We start from the raw sequence: 22235 nt of genomic DNA on the forward strand, positions 1-22235 counted from the left end.
TCTGTGTAACTCCGTGTTATAGCCCTATAGCCCTTTTCGAATTTATATTTTCCGTGCTGTATTGATCACATTTACCCCATTAAACCGCGTGGTGGCCGAGCCGTGTGATACGGCACTACTTTGACTGGGCTGGCCTTTGCCGTCGAAGAACGAGCCGCCGAGGCGGTAGTCGCGCTCGTCGCAGATGGCGGCGCAGGAGTTCCAGAATTCCTGGGTATTGCTCTGGTAGGCCACGTCTTTCAGCATCCCGGCGATCTGCCCGTCTTTGATTTCGTAGAACAGTTGTCCGCCAAACTGGAAGTTATACCGCTGCTGATCGATACTGAATGAACCGTCGCCGACGATGTAAATACCTTTCTTCACATCCTTGATCATATCGGCAACCGACAGCGGCGTTTTGCCCGCCGAGAGCGATACGTTGGGCATCCGCTGAAACTGCACCGTACTCCACGAATCGGCGTAGCAACAGCCGTGCGAGGCTTTTTCGCCAATAATGGCCGCCTGATCGCGGATGGCCTGATAGTTGACCAGAATGCCGTCGCGGACCAGATCCCACTGCTTGGTTTTCACGCCCTCGTCGTCGTAACCGACCGCCCCAAGTGAACCAACCTGCTGTTTATCAGCCACAAAATTGACCAGCTTAGAGCCGTACTGGAAATTTTTTGACTGCCATTTGTCCAGCGTCGCAAAGCTTGTTCCTGCGAAATTGGCTTCGTAGCCCAACACCCGGTCAAGCTCCAGCGGGTGGCCAACGGATTCGTGAATGGTAAGCCAGAGGTGACTGGGGTCCAGCACCAGGTCGTACTTGCCCGCCTCAACGCTCTTGGCCGATAGCTTCTGCTTGGCTTGCTGGGCGGCGGCGGTTACGTCTTCGAGCATGTCGTAGCCCTTGTTATAACGCGTGGTCACGCCCGTGACTTTATCAGCCGGATTTACCTGCAAATAGTCATATCCCATACCCGACGGGGCACTCAACGCATTTCGCGTCTCGAATTTACCCGACTTAGGGTCGATGCAGGTGACGTTGAAAATGGGCCAGATACGGTGAATGTCCTGGTCGGCATACGTACCGTCGGAGGTGGCGATGTACTTCTGCTCGTTGACCATGAACAGCACCGAATTCACGTAGTTGGCCCCGTTTTTCATCGCCGCCGCGTTTACACCCAGCAGCAGATCGACTTTTTCTTTGATGGGTACCTCGAAGGCGTTTTGCTTGATAGGTGCCTTCCAGCTCACCTCGCCGTAGCCCTGTTGCGGGGCCAGTTGCACAGGTTGCTTGATCAGGCGCGAATTAGCTTTGGCAATCGCCACGGCCTCTTCGGCGGCACGGGCCACGTCGGCTTCGTTTTTGGCGTCGACCAGGGCCGCAAAACCCCAGCATCCGTTGGCAATGACGCGCACGCCCACCCCGTAGCTTTCGGTGTTGGCAATGTTCTGGACTTTGTCTTCGCGCGTAACCACAAACTGGTTCAGGTAGCGGCCAATGCGGACGTCGGTGTAGGTGGCTCCTTTGGCTTTGGCGGCGTTTAGGGCGGCATCGGCAAGGCGCTTTTTCACGGCCACGTCCATGCCCGCCTCGAGCAATACGCCGGGGTCAACCGAACGGCCCAGACCGGGAATAGTTGGGAGCAGAATGCCAGCGGCACTCAGGCCCATAAGCTGATTAAAATGTCGACGATTCATCGGGGGTTTTAGTTGAAGATGGGGGTTAACTGGCTAAATTTTCCGGGCTGTGTTGATCACGTTCACGCCGTTGAAACGGGCCGTAGCACTACCATGCGATACCGCGCTCGACTGTGAGGGCTGGCCTTTGCCATCGTTGAAGGCCCCACCCAGCCGGTAATCACTTTGGTCGCAAACGGCGGTGCATGAATTCCAGAACTCGCGGGTATTGGCCTGATAGGCTACGTCTTTCAACATACCCACGATCTGCCCGTCTTTGATTTCGTAGAACAGTTGTCCGCCAAACTGGAAGTTATACCGCTGCTGATCGATGCTGAACGAGCCATCGCCAATGATGTAGACGCCTTTTTTTACGTCCTTGATCATGTCCTGTACCGATAGCGGCGTTTTTCCGGCCTGCAACGAGACGTTGGGCATTCGCTGAAACTGCACTGAACTCCAGTTGTCGGCATAGCAGCAGCCGTGCGATTCTTTTTCGCCCAGGATATGCACCTGATCGCGGATGGCCTGGTAATTCACCAGAATGCCGTCGCGGACCAGATCCCATTTTTTGGTACCTACGCCTTCGTCATCGTAGCCCACCGCGCCCAGCGAACCAACCTGCGTTTTGTCGGCCACCAGGTTCACTTCTTTAGAGCCATACTGAAAACTCTTCGACTGTAGTTTGTCAAGCGTGGCAAACGACGTTCCAGCGTAGTTGGCTTCATAGCCCAGCACCCGGTCAAGCTCCAGCGGGTGGCCGACCGATTCGTGGATGGTGAGCCAGAGGTGACTGGGGTCCAGCACCAGGTCGTACTTGCCCGCCTCAACCGATTTGGCTGTTAACTTCTCCTTAGCCTGTTTGGCCGCCAGTGTGATGTCTTCGAGCATATCATACCCTTTGCCGTAGCGGGTTGTGACGCCGCCCACTTTATCACTGGGGTTGGTTTGCAGGTAGTCATAGCCCATGCCCATCGGCGCACTCAGCGAATTGCGGGTGGCAAACTTGCCGCTCTGTGCATCCACGGCGGTGACCGTGAAACTCGGCCCGATCCGGTGAATATCCTGGTCGGCGTAGGTGCCGTCGGTTGAGGCAAAATATTTTTGCTCGTTGACCATAAACAGCACCGAATTGACAAAGTTGGCTCCGTTGGTCATGGCGGCGGCGTTGGCCGTCAGCAGCAGGTCGACTTTCTCTTTGATGGGTACCTCGAAGGCATTTTGCTTGATCGGTGCTTTCCAGCTTACCTCGCCGTAGCCTTTCTGGGGCGCCAGCACCACCGGTTCGGTCAGCAGCCGGGCATTGGCTTTCGCAATAGACACGGCAGTGGCGGCGCATTTGGCCACGGTGGCTTCATCTTTTGGGTCGGCCACGGCGGCAAATCCCCAGCAGCCATTGACGATGACCCGGATGCCCACCCCATAGGATATGGTGTTGACAATGCCCTGCACCTTGTTTTCCCGCGTGAGGACAAACTGGTTCAGATACCGCCCAATGCGCACGTCGGAGTAGGTGGCCCCCATGGCTTTGGCGGCATTAAGCCCAGCGTCGGCCAGGCGTTTTTTCGTGCTTACGTCGATGTAATTACCCACCAGCTCATCGGCCGAAACGGCGTGTGAAAAGGCAGGCATCGTGGGCAGCAGCAGCCCGGCTGCGCTCATGCCCAGCAGTTGGTTAAAATCGCGGCGGTTCAAGTGCGTTTTTGGTTTTTGGTGATGGGTAGTCATTGTAATTGCTTGCTGTCTAAACAGGCTATTTATCGGCGTACCCCAGACGCGTAACCCCCCGCCCTAAAGGGAGCCTTGCTTGCGCAGGAATAGTCCCCGCTGGAAGTTCGCTAGCGCAAGCAAGGCTCCCTTTAGGGCGGGGGGTTACGCGTCTGGAGTTACGCCCAAAAACCTATACCGCGTCTGACAAACTGCTGAACGTGAAGTCCCGGATTTTCAGGGGTGGGATCAGGTTGCCACCAATGCGCACGGGCTTGCCCATCGCTTCGAGGTTGTTGAGCATGATGACCGGACTTTCGTTGAAGCGGAAATTCTTCACCGGGAATTTGATCTGACCGTTCTCGATGTAAAACGTTCCGTCGCGGGTGAGGCCCGTGTAGAGCAGCGTCTGCGGGTCAACGGCGCGGATGTACCACAGCCGCGTGACGAGAATGCCTTTTTCGGTGCTTTTGATCAGGTCCAGCAGCGACTGATTGCCGCCCGCCATGATGAACGCCGCCGGTGGGGGTGTGGCCGGAACGCCTTTTTTGGCCGCCCAGAAACGCGAATAATACATGTTCTTCACCACGCCCTTGTCTACCCAGGTTATCTTCTCCTGCGGACGGCCGTCGGCCCCACCACCAAAGCGGCCACCCCCGCCGCCACCAAACGCCGAGGTCGGGATATCGGGGTTGGTGGGGTCAGAATAGATCGTCACGCGCTCATCGAACAGCTTCTCGCCGAGGCGTGTGCCGCCGCCTTTTTTGCTCAGAAACGACCGGCCTTCGTCGGCGTTGCGACCGTCCATGCTGCCCATCATGTTTTGCAGCAGATCTACCGACGCGGCAGGCTCCAGAATGACGGTATACTTGCCCGGCTCCAGGGCCTTGGCCGTCACCGACGCCAGGGCCTTTTGCATAGCAATTTCGGTGGCCTCTTTCGTGTTCAGCTTCGATACGTCCGTTACGTCGCGGATGGCGTAGCCGGAGCCTAACCCGTCGGCGGTACGAACGGTAATGGTGAAATCGACGGAGGTAGCCCGGTTGTAGGCCACCAGCCCTTTGCTGTTACCCAGCGCCGAAAAGCCCGTGGTGTCTTCCAGATAACCCGCCGCCGTGAGGTTCTTTTTCCGGCAGGGATCCAGGCTGTCGAACGCTGCTTTTGCCCGGTATTCAGGATCTATTTTGGCCGTGTTTTCTGAATAGGGATTTGTGTTCAGGTACGTCTGCGGCCCCAGCATGGGCATATATTCGGGGTTTTCGGGGGCTAGCTTGGCAATCTCTTCAGCCCGCCGCACCGTCTTCTCCAGCGACGCGTCGTCGAACTCGTTGATGGTGGCCGTACCCGACCGTTTGCCAAACACCGACGTTACCGCCAGCGCCAGGTTATTGCTCTCGCCACTGGTCGATACCGAGTTACGGGCATACCGAATGTTGCCCGTGCGCCCGCCCGATAGGCTCACCGCCGTCTCGTCGGCTTTGGCGTAACTCAACACCTTGTCGATGATCTTTTTTGCTTCTTCTTTGGTCAGAATAGCCATGCGTTGTTGATTGAATTTGAGTGTGTTAAGTTTTGGATGTTAGATTTTGGACAATGGATGTTGGATACTGGATTACTCGTTAGTGTCCAGCGTCCAATATCCTTAAATCTTCCTCCCGGTATTGATCACGTTGACGCCGTTGAAGCGTGTTGTCGGGCTGCCATGCGAGACGGCGCTGATTTGGCTGGGTTGACCCTTACCATCGAAAAACGAGCCGAAGGTGCGGTAATCATCTTTGTCACAGAGTTGTGCGCAGGAATTCCAGAACTCCTGCGTGTTGGCCTGGTAGGCTACGTCATCGAGCATCCCGACTACCTCGCCGTTCTTGATTTCGTAGAACAGCTGCCCGCCAAACTGGAAGTTATAGCGCTGTTGGTCAATGGAATACGAGCCCCGGCCAATAATGTAAATGCCTTTGTCGACCCCTTTAATCATGTCCAATACTGACCGTTTTTCGGTGCCGGGTTTCAGCGACACGTTGGGCATCCGCTGGAATTGCACTGAATCCCAGTTGTCGGCGTAGCAGCAGCCGTTTGATTCGGTACCGCCCAAAATCGCCACCTGATCGCGGATGGCCTGGTAGTTGACCAGCACGCCGTTTTTAATCAGGTCCCATTCCTTCGCTGGCACGCCTTCGTCGTCGTAGCCCACTGTGCCGAGTGTGTAGGGCTGTTTTTTGTCGGCCACGATATTGACTAGTTCACTGCCGTATTTAAACGACTTCGTTTTCCATTTGTCGAGCGTGGCAAACGACGTTCCGGCGTAGTTGGCTTCGTAGCCCAGCACCCGGTCAAGCTCCGTGGGGTGCCCAACCGATTCGTGGATCGTGAGGCCAAGGTGGTTGGGGTCGAGCACGAGGTCGTACTTGCCCGCCGACACGGTTTTGGCGGTTAGCTTTTCTTTGGCCTGTTTGGCCGCCAGTGCTGCATCTTCCACCATGTCATACGAGTTGCGGTAGCCGACCAGCCCGTTTGGTCCGGGAATTTTCTCCGATGCCAGGCCATCCAGATATTCATAGCCCATACCCATCGGTGAACTAAGCGCGTCGCGGGTTTTAAACTTGCCCGCCGCCCGGTCTACCGCCGTTACCGTAAACGTAGGCCAGATCCGGTGGACGTCCTGATCGATGTAGGAGCCGTCGGTAGAGGCGAAATACTTTTGCTCATTGATCATAAACAGGTTCGACGTCACAAAACCGGCTCCGTTTTCCAGAGCGGCATTGTTGGTCCGCAGCAGCAGATCGATCTTGTCTTTGACCGGCATCTGGAACGCGTTTTTCGTCAGGGGCGTCTTCCACGATACTTCACCCACGCCTTTCTGCGGGGCCAGCACGACTGGCTCGGTTTGAATTTTTGCGTTGGCTTTGGCGATGGCTACGGCGGTGGCGGCGCATTTGGCAATACCGTCGGGTGTTACGTCGCTGGTGGCCGAGAAGCCCCAGGTGCCGTTGGCGATGACCCGGATACCCACACCATACGACTCGGCGTTGCTGATGTTCTGTACCTGCTTTTCGCGGGTGAACAGAAACTGCTGGAGATACCGCCCAATCCGGACATCGGCATAAGTGGCCCCCCGGCTTTTGGCCGCGTTGAGCGCCACATCAGCCAACTGTTTCTTGATGGCCGTGTCGACACCCGGTTCGAGGAGGCGATCAGGGGATACGGCATGTCCCATCACCGGGATACTCCCGACGAGCAGTCCCCCGACGCCCAATCCAGATAAGTTGATGAAGTTTCTTCGATTCATGTAAAAGACGTTGTAATTCTACTGGTTTGTTGGGTAAATGAGATGGAAAACCACACAATCTACTGTCTGTGGAGGCCACAGACAACTTTTTGTGATGAGTGGCAGAGTCTCTCCTTACTAGATACTACTCTCTATAAATCGCGAGCAATCGTTCCGTAATTAACTCGGTCAGGTTGCAAATCCAGAGGCCGTTTTCTTTTGGGTAGCTGTCGCCGTTGGGTATTACGATGAAGGCATGGTTGGGCTTTATATCGTCGAGGCTACTGTAAAATCCCTTTGATACAGTGGGCGCGTTGGTAAGCTTGATTTCGATGGCGATTTTCTGGCCGTCTGGCGCGACGAGCAGCAGGTCGATTTCCGCCCCGGCATGGGTGCGGTAATAATGAAACGACCAGTCGTTGCCCACTACACGCCTGATTTGCTCAATTACATAACCTTCCCAGGAGGCCCCGGCTACTGGATTTCCCAGTAAGGCATTATAGCTGGTAATCTGGGCCAACTGATGTAACACCCCCGAATCTCTAATGTATAGCTTAGGTGCTTTCACCAACCGCTTACTTACGTTTGTGAAGTAGGGTGTTAACCGATGAATCACAAAACTCCCCGTCAGCAAGTCGATGTAACGGTTTACAGTAGGTTGCGCAATGCCCAGCGACCGAGATAAATCGCTTATGTTCAATATGTTGCCGTTGATGTGAGCCAATATTTGGAGCAAACTCGTCAACGTTCGGCCCGATAGATCATAGCCTAGTTGCCGCAGATCGCGCTCAATATAAGTTTGAATGAAGTTGTTCAGCCAGCGGAACGTAAGCGGGAGACGGGGAGCCAGAAAAGCGTCCGGGAAGCCGCCTTTTAACCAATGGTCCTGTATGGTGCTTTGCGTCTGTACTTCGGGCCAGGAAAACGGCTTCAATTCTACATAGCTGATGCGCCCCGCGAGGCTTTCCGAACTGTCGCGTACCAGTTCAGGCGAGGCTGATCCCAACAACATAAATCGAGCAGGCTCCCGTTGCTGATCAACTAAGGCACGAAGCAGCGTAAAGAGCTGCGGCATTCGCTGCACTTCGTCGAGAATCACGCAATGGCCCGTATACTGGCGGAGAAATGTTTCGGCATCAGCCAGTTTTCGCTGATCTGAATCCAGTTCAAGGTCAAGATACAGCATCGGTTTTGCCAGACGTTCCCCCAACTGCTTCGCTAGTGTTGTTTTGCCCACCTGACGGGGCCCAATAAGGCCTACGACAGGAAAATAGGCTAAGTCTTCGAGCAGACGAGCGGATACATGACGGTTGATCATCCTTGAAAATTAGTAAGTGTACTATTGAATTTTCAAGGATAAAATTAAAGAACAATGACATGCAGCAGCGTTGTTGTCCCCCACTTTTTCATCTCTGACTGGTTTGCAGACGATTGATTCATTTTCCCTTGCTCTCAATCTCCTTACGCTGGTCGTCGCGGAGGGTGGGGTATTTGATACCGAGCTGTTCCAGATACGTTTTGTATTTCGACGGGTCGTAATAAAACGGGGTTAGCTTCGGCTTGAAATCGGTCATGATTTTCTGGTTGAGGTACACCGCCGGAAATTCTTTGGGCGAAATCAGGGGCGTGTATTTCAACTCTTTGGTTTGCTCATTCACGTAATACTCCTTCGCTCTGGCAATCAGATCGGGCTTCAGCAGCAGGTCGAGGAGGGTCATGGCTTCGGCTTTGGCCCCGGCCACAATGCCTTTGTGAGCAATCGGCGTCGCCATCGAAATGGCGTTACTCCAGTGGTGGCCGGGCAAGTCGGGGATGTTGCTGGGGTAACGCAGCACAATGGTTGGTACGGACCAGGCAATGTCGGCGATGTCGTCGGAGCCGCCGGTGAGGGGCACAAACGTCTGACCGCCCATCATCATGGTGGGGGCGGTGTTGGCGGGCAGTCCCAGGCTGTCGAGCTTCACGGCCAGACCCTCCACCTTCCGCGCGGCCATTTCTTTCTGGGTGGCCTTGGCCAGCATCTGATCCTCCGCCGACCACGTGGGCAGACCCACGCGTTTGATGTTTTCGTGCATGGCCTCGGCGATGGGCTTGTTGAAATGTCCCGGCCACGCCGACCCCAGAATGTCGTAGGTGAACTTGGTATCGGTCATCAGGGCAGCACCCTCGGCTATTTTCAGGCCCGTTTCAAACAATTTGCGGATTTTTGGATAGCTCCGTTCGCGGAAATAATACCAGACTCCTGCCTTCGACGGCACCACGTTGGGCTGGTCGCCGCCGTCGGAGATGACGTAGTGCGACCGTTGGGTAAGTTCAAGGTGTTCGCGGCGAAAGTTCCAGCCAATGTTCATCAACTCTACGGCATCCAGGGCACTCCGACCCCGCCACGGTGCCCCCGCCGCGTGCGCCGCCGACCCTTCAAAATTGAACCGTACCGAGATCAGGCCGTTGTTGCCTGCGTCGCCATACGAGGTTACGAGGTTGTCGCCGACATGGGTGAAAATGCAGGCGTCCACGTCTTTGAAATAGCCATCGCGAATGTAGAATGCTTTGGCCCCGACCAGTTCTTCGGCCACGCCCGGCCACAGCATCAGCGTACCCGGAATCTTGTCGCGCTCCATGATTTTCTTCACCGTCAACGCCGCTACGATGTTCAGCGCCTGCCCCGAATTATGGCCTTCGCCGTGCCCCGGTGCGCCCTCCACGATGGGGTCTTTGTAGGCCACGCCGGGCTTTTGACTCGCCTTGGGAATGCAGTCGATATCGGAGCCGATAGCGATTACGGGTTTGCCACTGCCCCAGGTGGCGATCCAGGCCGTGGGCATGCCCGATATGTTTTTCTGAATCGTGAAGCCCTCTTTTTCCAGCAGCGTGGTCAGGTACGTAAACGTTTCCTGCTCCTGAAAACCCAGTTCTGAGAAACTGAACAGCATGTCGTTGATTTGCTGTGCCTGATCTTTTCGGGCATCCACCGCCGCCATTGCCTCGGTCTTGAGCTTGTCGATGGGTGACTGGGCAGCTTGTTTTTTGGCTTTCTGGCCATATACCAGAAACGGCAACAACAGGAGAGCAAGCAGGTAGGCATTTCGCATGGTTGTACGAGTGAGATGACCTCACAAGATAACACCATGATTAATTATTGGAAGGGTAGAAGTTTTTTGGACAGGATTATCAGGATTTCAGGATGAACAGGATCTCTTCTTCGTTCTGTCTGAATTTCACAGAAGCAAATGAAAAAATCCTGTTCATCCTGAAATCCTGATAATCCTGTCCAAAAAACTTCTACCCTTCCACCTCGTTGTCGCTTGGCTCTAGCCGAGTGACCCATATCCAAGGGCCTCCGGCCCGTAATGCGACGTTGAATCAAGTTAGGCAAACAGCTCCAATGTCCAAGTACGGGCCGGAGGCCCTTGGATATGGGTCACTCGGCGGGAGCCAAGCGACAACGAGGCCAAGCGACAACGAGTAGGGCTTAACCTGCGGTAGAGCAAAAGCCCCCTTCAGGGGGTTGGGAGTTACGCCAAAGCGCGAAGCCAACATTTTATTCCACCTGCAAATACGAACCCGGCTTGTCGGGGTTAGCGATGAACCAGGCGGGGTTGCCGGCGCGGTCACGGCCCAGGCGGGCACCGGGCAGGGGCGGCTGGTCAACACCGATGGCAGCGGTTTCCAGCACCGGCTGCGCGGTTTGATAGTGACCGTTGCCGTTCGGAATAATGCCCTGCGAGGCTGTTGGGGCTGTTTTGAAGAAACCCGCTTCGATCATGGCGGCCACGCTTTGGCGGCAGACGGCGATGATCTGCTCAACCTCGTCGTCGGTGTGGGCCTCGGTCATGAAGCAGGGGAAACCGTCCCATATGTGGATGCCCGCCTCGCGCATGAGCGTGAACAGCAGTTCGCTGTAGGGGACGTCTTCGGTAAATTTGATCTTCCAGAGCGAACCGAATTGTGCGATAAAAAACGGTAACTGCTGCCGCTCGAAATCGGCGTTGAGGGTTTTGGCGAGGTGACTGGCTTTGGCCGTAAGCCCTTGTTGCAGGGCCGGACCCATTTCTTTCAGGTGCAACAGCGACGCTTTGGCGGCGGCCAGCGCCAACGGATGGCGCACAAACGTTCCGGCGAAATAAGTCACGCCTACCTCGGGGAATGAATCGTCGCCAAATTGCCACGTACCCCCGTCCAGCGCGTCCATGAAGGCTTTTTTGCCCGCAATCACGCCAATGGGTAGTCCGCCACCGACCACTTTTCCGTAAGAGGCGATGTCGGCCCGGATGCCGAACAGGGCCTGTGCCCCGCCCGGATGCATTCGGAAACCGGTGATCACTTCGTCGAAAATGAGGGCTGTGCCTGCTGCTTCGGTGATGGCGCGGACGTCCTGCAAAAACGCGATGGGCCGAAACTCCGGGCGGCGACTTTGTACGGGTTCCACTAAAACAGCGGCGAGTTCGTGTGCCCGTTCGCGGATGATGCGGAGGCTTTCGTCGGTGCCGTAGTCGAGGATGAGCATGTTCTGTACCGCCTCCGGCATAATGCCTGACGCCGCCGGAAAAGTCTTTAGTTTCCTGGTGCCGCGCACCAGTACTTCGTCTACAATGCCGTGATACGACCCCGTAAACGCCACAATCAGCGACCGGCCCGTAACGGTGCGGGCAATGCGCATGGCACCCAAAACGGCTTCGGAACCCGTGCTGCACAGAGCGGCGCGTTCGGCTCCGGTCATCTCGCAGAACAGTTCGCTCACCTCACCCGCCAGTTCGTGTTGGGGTCCGATCTCAAACCCCCGCTCGATCTGGTCGTGCAGGGCCTGCTTCATAAAGTCGGGCTGGTAGCCGAACATGGTCGAGCCAAAGCCATTCAGCACGTCGATGTATTCGTTACCGTCGATATCCCACAACCGGCTCCCCTGCGACCGGTTGACCACCAGCGGATACACAATTTCTTTGGTCAGCGGCTTAAACCCCGACACCACGCGGGGGTCGGCCATGTGGGCGCGGTGTTGCTGCGTGTAGGCTTTGCTGCCCGCCGTTTTCTGATTGTACCGTGTAGTAAGTGCCTGTAAGAACGCTGATTGTGACGGTGAAAGCTCCGTAGCCTGCCGCTCGATGCGGGCGGTGGCGCCAAACGGTTTTTTGATTTCCGCCGCCTCTTCCGGCGACAGTTCGGCCAGGCTATTGACTTTCTGATCGGGTTTTGCTCCGATGACCGGCAGGACTGTTTTCGGTGCGGCGGGGGCCGAAACGGGCTGTACGGGAGCCGGCTGGGTCACGTTCCAGGTCTGCAACAGGGCCACCTGCCGGGCCAATAGTTGCAGTTGCTGGGCAATCAGTTCCATCGCCGTTTCCCCGCCCGGTGCCGAGGCGGGCATGGCCGTGTTTTGGGCGAACGTGGCCGGTTGCGGAGTGTGCGGCTGGGCAATGGGTGGCTGAAACTGATCGGTGGGGAGAGTCGTGTCGAGGTAGTTGACCAGCCCATCGAGGGTGCCGCAATCGTCGTTGAGTTGCCGGAAGGTGAGGGGTACGCCAAATTCCTTTTTCAGCGTGGTCGCTACCTGCGTCAACAGCAGCGAATCGAGGCCTATTTCCAGGAACGTCGCATCGGGCCGGACGTCGGCGAGTTCAATGCCGGAGGCGTCTTCAAGTAGGTTTTTAACGGTTGTGAGTAGATGGTCTTTGCGCATAATGGGTGCGGCTGTTACGGGGTTGTGTGCAGAAGAATCGACCGCTGTGACTTGCAAGGGCTTGTTTTCCGGAAAAGCACCATCCGTTGTGGGTAACGGAACGGCGTTGGTTGGCGGGTCGAGCCAGCAACGTTTCCGGTCGAAGGCGTAGGTGGGCAGGCTGATACGGACGGGGTTCCGGTCGGCGTAGAAGGCTGTCCAGTCAGGAGCCAGGCCATACCGCCAAAGCTGCCCCAGTGCGGTTAGAACGGAGACGGTTTCGGGCTGTTTGTCGGGCCGTGTGGCTAAGCTCGTCACGACCGAAACGGGTGCTGTTCCTGCCTGTTGCCGCGTCAGGGTAGACAACGTGGTGCCCGGTCCAACTTCCAGCACGAGCGGCGTGGGCAGGGTCAGGGCCGTAGCCACGGCATCGGCGAAGCGCACGGTCTGACGCAAGTGTCTGGCCCAGTACGCCGGGTCGGTGGCCTGTTCGTCGGTGAGCCAGGTGCCCGTCACGGTTGAAATAATGGGCCGTTTCGGAATGCCCAGTGGTATGCTCCGAACCAGTTCGGCAAACGGCTCCACCACCGAATCCATCATGGCCGAGTGAAACGCGTGACTCGTTTCCAGCACCCGGTTCGACACCGACTGCGCGTCGAGCTGCTGCGCGAACTGCGCCACGGCCTCGTCTGGTCCCGACACCACGCAGACCGTGGGACTGTTGATGGCGGCAATTGAGAGTACTTCGGGTAGGATGGGCAGCAGGGCCGCTTCGCCCATTTTTACCGAGAGCATGCTACCGCGTGGCAGGCTGCCAATCTGCTGCCCGCGCGTGGCCACCAGCCGCAGGGCATCGGCCAGGGTGAACACGCCCGCGAGGTGCGCCGCCACGAATTCGCCGAGGCTATGCCCGCACATCACAGTGGGGTCGATACCCCAGCTTTGCCAGAGACAGGCCAGGGCATAGTTTGTCACAAATAGCCCTGGCTGCGCATAGCGCGTGTTTTTTAACCGTTCACGTCCGGTAGCGTCGCTTGTTTCGGGATACAAAACCGTCCGAATATCTGCCTCAAGATGAGGGTGTAATAAAGCCGCGCAATCATCAACGGCTTGCCGGAAGACAGACTCGTTCTCGTATAATTCACGGCCCATACCGGGGTATTGCGCCCCCTGGCCGGGAAACATGAATACCACCGTTTGGGGCACCGCCCGCACCTCGCCCGCCGTACCCGAAGCCGGGTTCTGAGCGGTTAGTTGCAGGATGGCATCGTCGGCGGAGAAAGCAACAACAAACCGCCGTTGGGCAAAATCAGGGCGGGTGGTTTGCAGCGTAAAGGCCGCATCGGCCAACGAATCGGGGTTGGCGTCCAGGTGATGTGCCAGCTTCGTGGCGTAAGCTTCACGGCTGTTCTCGCTCCGCGCCGACCACGTCAGCAACTGATAGAGGCGGGGTTGCGGAGCGGCCTTTGGCGTGGTTTCAGCCGCGTATTCTTCCAAAACAACATGCACGTTGGTACCACCCACCCCAAACGAGCTAACGCCCGCCCGGCGTCGATCATCTGATTGCCAGTTGGTTAAGGACGCGTTGACTACAAACGGGCTGTTGGCGAAATTAATATGCGGGTTGGGCGTGTCGTAACCCAGTGAGGCGGGCAGTTGCCGGTGTTGCAGGGCCAGTACGGTCTTGATCAGGCCCGCCACACCGGCTGCCTGTGTCAGGTGACCCATGTTGCTTTTGATCGACCCAATCGCGCAGTTGCCGACTGGTACATCCGGGCCAAACGCCATCGTAAGTCCCTCTATTTCAATGGGATCGCCCAGGGGCGTGGCTGTGCCGTGGGCTTCGACATAGCTGATCGTGGCGGGGTCAATTTGCCCGTCGTGCAACGCCTGCCGAATGGCTTCGGCCTGTCCTTCGGCACTGGGGGCGGTAAAACTACCTTTGCCGCCACCGTCGTTGTTTACGCCCACACCCTTGATGACCGCCAGAATAGTGTCGCCGTCGCGCTCGGCATCGGCGAGGGTTTTAAGCAGCACCACCCCGGCCCCATCGCTGAAGACCGTGCCGCTCGAACCAGCGTTGAACGAGCGGGTATGCCCATCACGGCTGAACATGGCCCCCTCTTCGTAGATATGGCCGCTGTTGATGGGCGCCGTAATGCTGGCCCCACCCGCCAATGCCACGGTGCATTGCCCGGCACGGAGTGCTTCAACGGCCTGACTAATAGCGAGTAACGACGTGGAGCAAGCCGAATAAACGCTCACGGCAGGCCCCTTCAGGTTCAATTGGTAGGCTGTCCGTGAGGCGATGTAATCTTTTTCGTTGACGGTCATGGCCTGAAACGCGCCTACCTGTGCCACAGGCCGGGGGTTGGTCAGGACGTTGTTGAGGTAATACGTATTGTTGCCGCACCCCGCCCAAACGCCGATGTTGTCCGTAGCCGAACCCGTCCGGTAGCCTGTCTCTTCCAGCACCTCGTAAGCGATTTCAAGGAAGATGCGCTGCTGCGGGTCCATGACCTCGGCAAGGCGCGGATTCAGGCCAAAAAAGGGAGCGTCGAACCCATCGGCCCCATCGATGACGCCCCGCGCCGCCACGTAGTCGGGTGAGTGGCGGACGGTGGCTGGGATAGACGGGTCAAGCTCGTCGGGGGTAAAAAAGCGGGTGGTTTCACGACCCTCGCGCAGCACGTCCCAGAGTTCGGCGATGGTGCCCGCCCCCGGAAAACGCCCCGCCATGCCAATCACGGCCACGTCGCGGTTTTCACCCGAAAAACGTGCCTTGGTTGGCTGTAAGGCCGCTTTTGGGCCAATATTCGCATCGGGTTGATCCAGAAAACGGGCGATACCGGCCACGGTGGGGAACTGATACAGTTTGGTTACGGGCAGGGTCAGGCCGTGCTGCTGCGCCAGTTGCGCCACAGTCTGCTGCGCCAGCAGCGAGTTGCCGCCGAGGTCGAAAAAGTTGTCGTCGCTGCCCACCTGATCGAGTTGTAACAGGTTCATCCAGAGCGCCGAAAGCACATGTTCGGTAGCTGTCCGCGGAGCGCGGTACAACACCGACAAGGCGGGGCGCTGGCTGCTGGGTTTGGGCAGGCTTAGCCGGTCTACTTTGCCGCTGGTAGTGCGGGGCAGTTCGGGCAGCACCACAAAATGCGCGGGCAGCATGAAATCGGGCAGGGTATCGGCCAGGGTGTGGCGGATGGCGTTGAGGTCAACCGTTTCAGCAGCTACCAGATAAGCAACCAGCCTTTTCTGGCCGGGTACATCTTCGCGGGCTATCACAACGGCCTGCTGCACAGCGGGTTGTTTCGCCAGCACGGCTTCAATTTCGCCCACCTCCACGCGGTTCCCCCGGATCTTTACCTGTCCGTCGCGCCGTCCCTGAAACACCAGCGTACCGTCGGGTTGGCGCAGGGCTAAATCGCCGGTTTTATACATCCGGTGGGTGGTGCCGTCGGGGGCGGTCCACTGAATAAACTGCTCGGCGGTGCGGTCGGGCTGATTGAGGTAGCCCGCCGCCAGACAGGCCCCGGTCAGACAAATCTCACCCACCTCGCCATCGGCAACGGGCAGGCCGGTTTCGTCCAGAATCCACACGCCGCGACCGGCAACGGGACTGCCGATGGTCGGGATTTCGGGCCATTGTAAAGGGTCGCCATCCAATCGTAGTTCTGTCACCCAGACGCTGGCTTCGGTAGGGCCATACACGTTCAGGAGGGAACAGGCGGGAATTTCGGCAAAAAACCGGGCGATGGCCGGCGTAATTTTCAGCAGTTCACCGCCCGTAATAATCTCGCGCAATGAAGCCGGGTAGGTCTGCGTGGCGTGGGCGGCGTCGGCGAGGTAACTGAGCACTACATACGGCAAAAACACCCGCCCGATAGCCCGTTCCTGAATATACGAAATCAGTCGCCCCGCATCGAGCCGAACAGCCTCCTCGACCAGGTGAATGGTGCCGCCGCTGAGCAGGGGCACCAGTATTTCCTGCACCGATGCATCGAAGCTGAGGTGGCAAAACTGGAGCGTATTCAGGCTCGTGTTTTCCCACGTTTTCAGTTGCCAGTTGAGCAGGTCAATCAGCCCCGCGTGGGTTAGACAAACCCCCTTTGGCCGCCCCGTCGATCCCGACGTATAGAGTACACAGGCCGTGTCCGATTTTGTACCAATGGGCTGGTTAGCCGTAATTAGTTCGGCGTTTTTTTGAACAATGATCAGGCCTATTTCGTCAAAAAAAGGCGCCTCTTCATCGGCACCTACACACGCCGTTACACCCGAATCGGTGATAAGCTGGGCAAGGCGGGCGGTGGGGTAGGAGGGGTCGAGGGGGAGGTACGCTTTACCCGCTTTCAGGATGCCAAGCAGATTACCCACCAGATTCAGGCTGCGCGTGGTGCTTAGGGCAATGATGTCGGCATCGGGCTGTCCGCCCAAAATGGCCTGACTTACCTGCTCCGCTTGCCGGGCTAACTGATTGTAGGTTAGTTGTTCGCCGTTAAAAACTACAGCGGTCCTGTCGGCATATGCCGTCAGTGCCTGATCGACCCAATCCTGAATGTAGCGGGGAGTAAGATTGCCCTCCCCAATGGCAACCGGTGGTGTGTTCATGGTGTATGACCCCACCGCAGCGGCGGACCGTCCCCGGCCCCTCCCCTGCTTTTAAGGGGAGGGGAGCTACTTTGGCGTAAGCTCCGTTTAGCGAAGCTGCTCTAGAGCGGCTCCCCTCCTCTTCATTTAAGGGGAGGGGTTGGGGGCGGTCCGCCGCTGCGGTGGGGTAAAACGTTGATAACGTGTACTAGTTCAACCAAAACCATGCCCCAAAAAAGTATTCCTGCGAATGGGGGCTGTCCTATCGGAGGGTACTGTGGGCGGTGGCTAACAGCGAGCCAACGGAATTGGGGTCTATACCCTGTCTGCCAGCCTTATTTTGAGCATACACTACATCAGCGTACACACTACGTATTTGACTATTTCGCCCGTAGACGCGTCACTCTGTCAAGCCGGTTCACAATTGGGCCGGACTGGTTTTTCGTCCGATTATGTAGGTTGTTAGCGGCTCAAAAACTGCGTGGCGGCTCGTTTTCCGCTGTCGATCAGGGTAGTGCGATCAGCTACGTTCATGCGACGAACACGGGGCTTGATGCCCTCCATGCTGATATAAATGGTGCGTCGTTGTTCGTCAGCAAGTGCGCCGCGCTGATTTAGGTTTTCAATGACGTAGTTGTAAAAAGCGGAGATGTAATCCGGCAACGAGTGAATAGGATACGGTGCAATGCTGTTGCCTGTCTGTAACTGACTTAGTTGAGCTGGCCGTTCAAGCTTTAGCCCCAGCGTTTCGGGGTTAGGATGCCCCGGCGTGTCGAATAAATCGAGCGGATAATTGGCCGTAATACCTCCGTCGACTAATATTTGGTACGCTTCACCCCGCCGCGGTCGGGCTACCACCTGGTTGTGCTGATCTAAAAACACGGCACCAAAATAGAGGGGAATAGACATGCTGATACGCACGGCTGTTTTCAGGGGCATGTCAGGGGTTTGTTCATGTGAGAACACAACCGTTCGCTGTGTGGTCAGGTTAGTCCCCGTTACGTAGAGATCACGAAACCGTTGATTTCTGCGCTGATGCAGGTCGGCAAAGGTTAGGTATGGGTTGCCCGTTTTTCGGCTGATTAATCCTTCAAGCCATCGCTCAAATCGCTGCCCCCGATACCAGCCGTACCGACGGGCCATCCGGCTAAATCCGCCAATGAAAAACCATTGCCCATCATTGAACTGCTGAATTTTTAAATCGTCGAGTGCCGTCCGCATCTCGTCGGGGGTATAATTCAGCGCCACCAACAGGGCAGTAATGGCCCCCACCGATGTACCGCCCACGCGTTCGAGCGAGTCTAGTTTGTGGTGCTGCTGAAGCACCACCAATGCGCCAGTATAAGCGATTCCCCGTACGCCGCCCCCCTCAAAAACAATGTTTCGGTAGACGACGCTTGAATCCGGGTTAAGCCCCAGCGTTGGTTTACTCAGCAAAAGAATTGATGCGAAGAAAGTGTGACGGAATAGCTTGCACATAATCCAGTGATTTTATAGTCTACAAGGTAGTAAACCGACTGTGTCATTCGTCAGCACACCTTCATAGTCAGGCTCCTGAGAATGAATGATGCTAAGAACCATGTTACCAAAGGATAGCATTGCTGTCTAAAAGTTGGTCTTCCAAACCTGACAGGTCTTATTCCTGTTCCTGTAGGTGCTTCGTATGCAAACAATTTTTTGGTTCTTCGGTAGCCTCGTACTCGTCTTTCTGACCCTCAATACCATCCATTACTTTTTCTACGCGCTACTGGGTCGCCTGGGTCGGGCCGACGACGTAACGCCCACGACCACCGCCGGTTTGGTGAGAAAGATTGCGGTGTTGGTACCGGCCTACAAAGAGGATACAGTCATCCTCGATTCAGTGCGGGCCAACCTCCGGCAGGATTACCCCAAAGATCATTTCGATATTATTGTCATTGCCGACCAATTCCAGCCGCATACACTGGCGGCTTTGGCCCAACTGCCCGTGCAAGTGCTGCCGGTGTCGTTTGCCGTTTCCACCGTGACCAAAGCCCTCTGCGCCGCGCTCGATTCCCTGCCCGATAACGCTTATGACGTGGTTATCGTGGCTGATGCCGACAACCACCTGGCTCCCGATTTTCTGAGCCGGGTAAACGCGGCATTCGCAGGCGGCTGGCGGGCTATTCAGGGGCACCGCGTGGCGAAAAATCTGGATACCCGCGTGGCCCTGCTCGATGCCATCAGCGAAGAAATCAACAACCACATCACCCGTAAAGGTTACCGCGCCGCCGGGCTGTCGGCCACCATCATCGGGTCGGGCATGGCCGTGGATCTGGGGCTGATGAAAGGGGCGATGTCGGGGCTAACCACCATCGGCGGATTCGATAAAGAACTGGCCATGAAGCTGGCCATCGGCGGGCATAAGATCGGGTATCTGGAAAAGGCGTTTGTGTATGACGAGAAAGTGGCGAAACGGGCCGTTTTCGAACAGCAACGCACCCGCTGGATTGCCGCGCAATGGCAGTTCGTAGCCGCTTATTTCCGTCCCGGCATGGGCCAATTGCTGCGGGGACAGTGGTTAAGCGGGCTGAAACTGGTGCAGGAAATGGCCCTGCCTAAGGTGTTGCTGCTGGGCCTGCTGGGCTTGTTTTTCGGCATCAGTTTGCTGGTGGGCTACGCGCCCCTGACCCTTGCGCTGGGTGGTTTACTGGCCCTGTTTATCGGCAGTCTGCTGCTGGCTATACCGGGCTACCTCTGGCAAAAACTGTCATTCCGTGATCTGGGCGTAGTTTTCTCGCTCATGTTTAGTTTCCTGAAAGCCGCGCTTAACATGCGCCGGGCGTTTAAATCGTTCATGCACACGCCCCACAACGCATGAGCCACCCCACCGAAATACCGCTTATTTCGATCATTACGATCAATTACAATCAGGCCGAGGTGACGCTTGATTTCCTCGAATCGGCCAAACGCCTGACTTACCCCAACTACGAAATTGTTCTGGTCGATAACGCCTCGACCATCCCGTTAGTCGTACCCGCCGAAGCCGCGCAGGGCGGGCCGTTCTGGGCGCGGGTGCGGGTGGTGCGTTCCGACGAAAATCTGGGCTTCACGGGCGGGAATAACCTCGGCATGGCGCAGGCCAGGGGCGACTATTTCTTCATCGTTAACAACGATACTGAACTGACCGCCACTCTGTTGGAGGAACTGCTAAAGCCGTTTGCGCTCAGCCCGATTATCGGCGTGGTCTGTCCGAAAATTAAATTCTACGACACGCCCAACACCGTACAGTTTGCGGGCTATGGCCCCATGAACATGCTCACGGGCACAGCGCATCTGGTAGGGTTCAACCAGCCCGACAGTGCCGAATATGACCGGCCCGGACCCACCAACTTTGCTCACGGGTGCGCCATGTTGGTGAGCCGGCAGGTGGTGGATAAGGTGGGCCGCTTTGCCGAACGTTTTTTCCTGTACTACGAAGAACTCGACTGGTCGCAACGGATTAAAGACGCAGGCTATGTCATTCAGTACCAGCCGAGTGCCAGCATTCTGCATAAAGAATCGGCGTCGGTAGGGCGGCAGAGCACACTGCGGACGTATTACATGACCCGCAACCGAATTCTGTTCATTCGGCGGCATGGATCATTGGCGCAACGGCTGGCGTTCTACGCATTTTTTGGCTTTGCGGTTCTCCCCAAACACGTGGCGGCCTTCCTGATCAGTGGCCAGTTTCCCCATGCCAAAGCGTTCCTGCGCGGCCTGTTCTGGAACCTGCGCTCGTCAAAAGTGTCAGCGGTATGAATAGGAGGTTTGGCGTTTACTGTTGAGTTGGCGAAATTCCAACGTCCAACGTCCAACGTCCAACGTCCAACTATCTTCGTTTTTATGATCGACCGGATTTACCAGCTTACTGACGGATGGCGGCACAGTCGCCTGCTATTTGGCCTGCTCGGGCTGCTTTTGGCTGTAGTAGCGGGGTATCTCATCGGCAAAATGGGTATTATGGGTGGTCTGCTGGTTATTGCCCTGCCGGTGGGTATTGCCACGCTGGTCATGATCCTGCTGGAACCTAAAGTCGGCGTTTATCTCTACGCCAACCTTAGCTTTCTGATTGGCGCGGCGCGGTTCATGGACGGCGACATTCAGGTGGGGCTTGGCCTCGACGGGCTGCTGGTACTTACCTTTGCCGCTACCCTGCTCAACGCCAGACGCATGAACTGGAAACGGCTGAAAAATCCGGCCTTTTATTGCGTTTGCCTCTGGCTTTTCTACACCATCCTCGAATATTTCAACCCCGATTCGCCCTATCCACCTGCCTGGTTTTATCATGCCCGGTCGTTTTCGCTGAGCTGGGCGTTTCTCTCGTTTATTGTGCTGGTTAATCCCATTACGAAGAATGACGTCTGGCTACTCATCAAAACCTGGCTCGTGTGGTCTGTTATTGCGGCCTTCTGGGGGTTTAAACAGCAATACGGCCACGCTCTAGGTCTGCGCGACCTTGAACAGGCCGAACTAAACTGGCTGGCGGCGGGTGGTGCCCGCACCCATATTCTTTGGGGGCAATTGCGTAGTTTCTCGTTCTATTCCGATGCCGGGCAGTTCGGCTCTGAAATGGCGGGTGTCACGCTCATCTGCCTGATTCTGTTCATGAACGAAAAGCGGTGGTTCAGCAAGTTTCTTTACGTTGGTCTAACGCTGGTCATTTTCTGGGGCTTTGCCGTATCGGGAACGCGGTCGGCCCTGTTTGTGCTCATTGGTGGTTACGGGGCCTACCTGGTGCTGCAACGCAAACTGAAACCCATTTTGCTGAGTGCCGCCGTGGGCATTCCCATTCTCTGCATCCTGCTTTTCACCCACCTCGGCGACGGCGTTTACCAGATCTACCGCATCCGCACGGCCCTGCGCCCCACGCAGGACGAATCGTTTCTGGTACGGCTCGAAAATCAGCAGCGCCTCAAAGCCTACCTGGTGAACCTGCCTTTCGGCACGGGCATCGGTAGCTCGTCGGGGGCGGGCGTACGGTTCACGCCCTGGCACTGGGCTGCCCAAATTCCGCCCGATAGCTGGTATGTACAGTTGTGGATCGAAACGGGCATCGTGGGCCTCAGCGTGTACCTGTTTGTACTGGCGGGCATTATTCTGACAGGCATCTGGCAACTTTGGCGACTAAAAGATCCGTGGATCACGACCCTGATGCTGATCCTCCTCTGCGAATTCATTGGCATCTGCGTAGTGAGCTATTCGAACCCCATTTTGGGTCAGTTCCCTACCAGTACCATGCTCTATATCAACTCCATGCTCTTTGCCAGTGCGGGGCGGTGGGAGAAGGCCAATGAGCGAATGAGTGAATGAGTGACTGAGTGAATAGTTTGGAGCGCTTCGCACATACAAAAGCACATG

11 protein-coding genes are annotated in these 22235 nt (G+C 56.6%); 3 read left to right on the forward strand and 8 right to left on the reverse strand.

The features are described from left to right. Window positions 1-42: 42 nt before the first annotated feature. The 8 genes from J2I47_RS03175 to J2I47_RS03210 form a co-directional block, all read right to left on the reverse strand. Entirely contained in the window at window positions 43-1683 is a 1641-nt protein-coding gene (locus tag J2I47_RS03175) for a TldD/PmbA family protein (RefSeq protein ID WP_207363088.1), read from the reverse strand. A 33-nt stretch (window positions 1684-1716) separates the two neighbouring features. After that, entirely contained in the window at window positions 1717-3357 is a 1641-nt protein-coding gene (locus J2I47_RS03180) for a TldD/PmbA family protein (RefSeq protein ID WP_374759894.1), read from the reverse strand. Between the two features lie 205 nt (window positions 3358-3562). Beyond that, a complete protein-coding gene (locus J2I47_RS03185) occupies window positions 3563-4909 on the reverse strand; it encodes a TldD/PmbA family protein (protein ID WP_207363089.1) in 1347 nt (448 codons plus the stop codon). 102 nt (window positions 4910-5011) lie between these two features. Next, window positions 5012-6655: a TldD/PmbA family protein gene (locus J2I47_RS03190; protein ID WP_207363090.1), complete on the reverse strand. Its 1644-nt coding sequence runs from the start codon at window positions 6653-6655 to the stop codon at window positions 5012-5014. Between the two features lie 124 nt (window positions 6656-6779). Continuing rightward, window positions 6780-7952: an ATP-binding protein gene (locus J2I47_RS03195; protein ID WP_207363091.1), complete on the reverse strand. Its 1173-nt coding sequence runs from the start codon at window positions 7950-7952 to the stop codon at window positions 6780-6782. Between the two features lie 118 nt (window positions 7953-8070). After that, window positions 8071-9726 carry a peptidase dimerization domain-containing protein gene (locus J2I47_RS03200; RefSeq protein WP_207363092.1) on the reverse strand — a complete coding sequence of 552 codons (1656 nt, stop codon included), beginning with the start codon at window positions 9724-9726 and terminating at the stop codon, window positions 8071-8073. A gap of 449 nt (window positions 9727-10175) precedes the next feature. After that, complete coding sequence (locus tag J2I47_RS03205; protein ID WP_207363093.1) at window positions 10176-16898, reverse strand: polyketide synthase; 6723 nt, start codon at window positions 16896-16898, stop codon at window positions 10176-10178. Between the two features lie 441 nt (window positions 16899-17339). Beyond that, a complete protein-coding gene (locus J2I47_RS03210; protein ID WP_207363094.1) occupies window positions 17340-18314 on the reverse strand; it encodes a patatin-like phospholipase family protein in 975 nt (324 codons plus the stop codon). Window positions 18315-18540: 226 nt separating this feature from the next. Between J2I47_RS03210 and J2I47_RS03215 the strand changes: the two genes are divergently transcribed. The 3 genes from J2I47_RS03215 to J2I47_RS03225 all read left to right on the forward strand — a co-directional run bounded on the left by J2I47_RS03215 (window position 18541) and on the right by J2I47_RS03225 (window position 22187). After that, window positions 18541-19716 carry a glycosyltransferase family 2 protein gene (locus J2I47_RS03215; protein WP_207363095.1) on the forward strand — a complete coding sequence of 392 codons (1176 nt, stop codon included), beginning with the start codon at window positions 18541-18543 and terminating at the stop codon, window positions 19714-19716. After that, window positions 19713-20636 (forward strand): glycosyltransferase family 2 protein, encoded by a 924-nt coding sequence (locus J2I47_RS03220; RefSeq protein ID WP_207363096.1) that lies wholly within the window; start codon window positions 19713-19715, stop codon window positions 20634-20636. Before J2I47_RS03215 ends, J2I47_RS03220 begins: the two co-directional genes overlap by 4 nt. Window positions 20637-20720: 84 nt before the next feature. Further along, window positions 20721-22187, forward strand: coding sequence for an O-antigen ligase family protein (locus J2I47_RS03225; protein ID WP_207363097.1), 1467 nt, complete (start codon window positions 20721-20723; stop codon window positions 22185-22187). Window positions 22188-22235 lie beyond the last annotated feature (48 nt).

The sequence above is a fragment of the Fibrella rubiginis genome (assembly GCF_017353185.1).
In the GTDB taxonomy this organism is placed as follows: domain Bacteria; phylum Bacteroidota; class Bacteroidia; order Cytophagales; family Spirosomataceae; genus Fibrella; species Fibrella rubiginis.

Coding starts and splice junctions, on each gene's coding strand:
- J2I47_RS03175 (WP_207363088.1), bottom strand. CDS start 1,683: ATGAATCGTCGACATTTTAATCAGCTTATGGGCCTGAGTGCCGCTGGC.
- J2I47_RS03185 (WP_207363089.1), bottom strand. CDS start 4,909: ATGGCTATTCTGACCAAAGAAGAAGCAAAAAAGATCATCGACAAGGTG.
- J2I47_RS03190 (WP_207363090.1), bottom strand. CDS start 6,655: ATGAATCGAAGAAACTTCATCAACTTATCTGGATTGGGCGTCGGGGGA.
- J2I47_RS03195 (WP_207363091.1), bottom strand. CDS start 7,952: ATGATCAACCGTCATGTATCCGCTCGTCTGCTCGAAGACTTAGCCTAT.
- J2I47_RS03200 (WP_207363092.1), bottom strand. CDS start 9,726: ATGCGAAATGCCTACCTGCTTGCTCTCCTGTTGTTGCCGTTTCTGGTA.
- J2I47_RS03205 (WP_207363093.1), bottom strand. CDS start 16,898: ATGAACACACCACCGGTTGCCATTGGGGAGGGCAATCTTACTCCCCGC.
- J2I47_RS03215 (WP_207363095.1), top strand. CDS start 18,541: ATGCAAACAATTTTTTGGTTCTTCGGTAGCCTCGTACTCGTCTTTCTG.
- J2I47_RS03220 (WP_207363096.1), top strand. CDS start 19,713: ATGAGCCACCCCACCGAAATACCGCTTATTTCGATCATTACGATCAAT.
- J2I47_RS03225 (WP_207363097.1), top strand. CDS start 20,721: ATGATCGACCGGATTTACCAGCTTACTGACGGATGGCGGCACAGTCGC.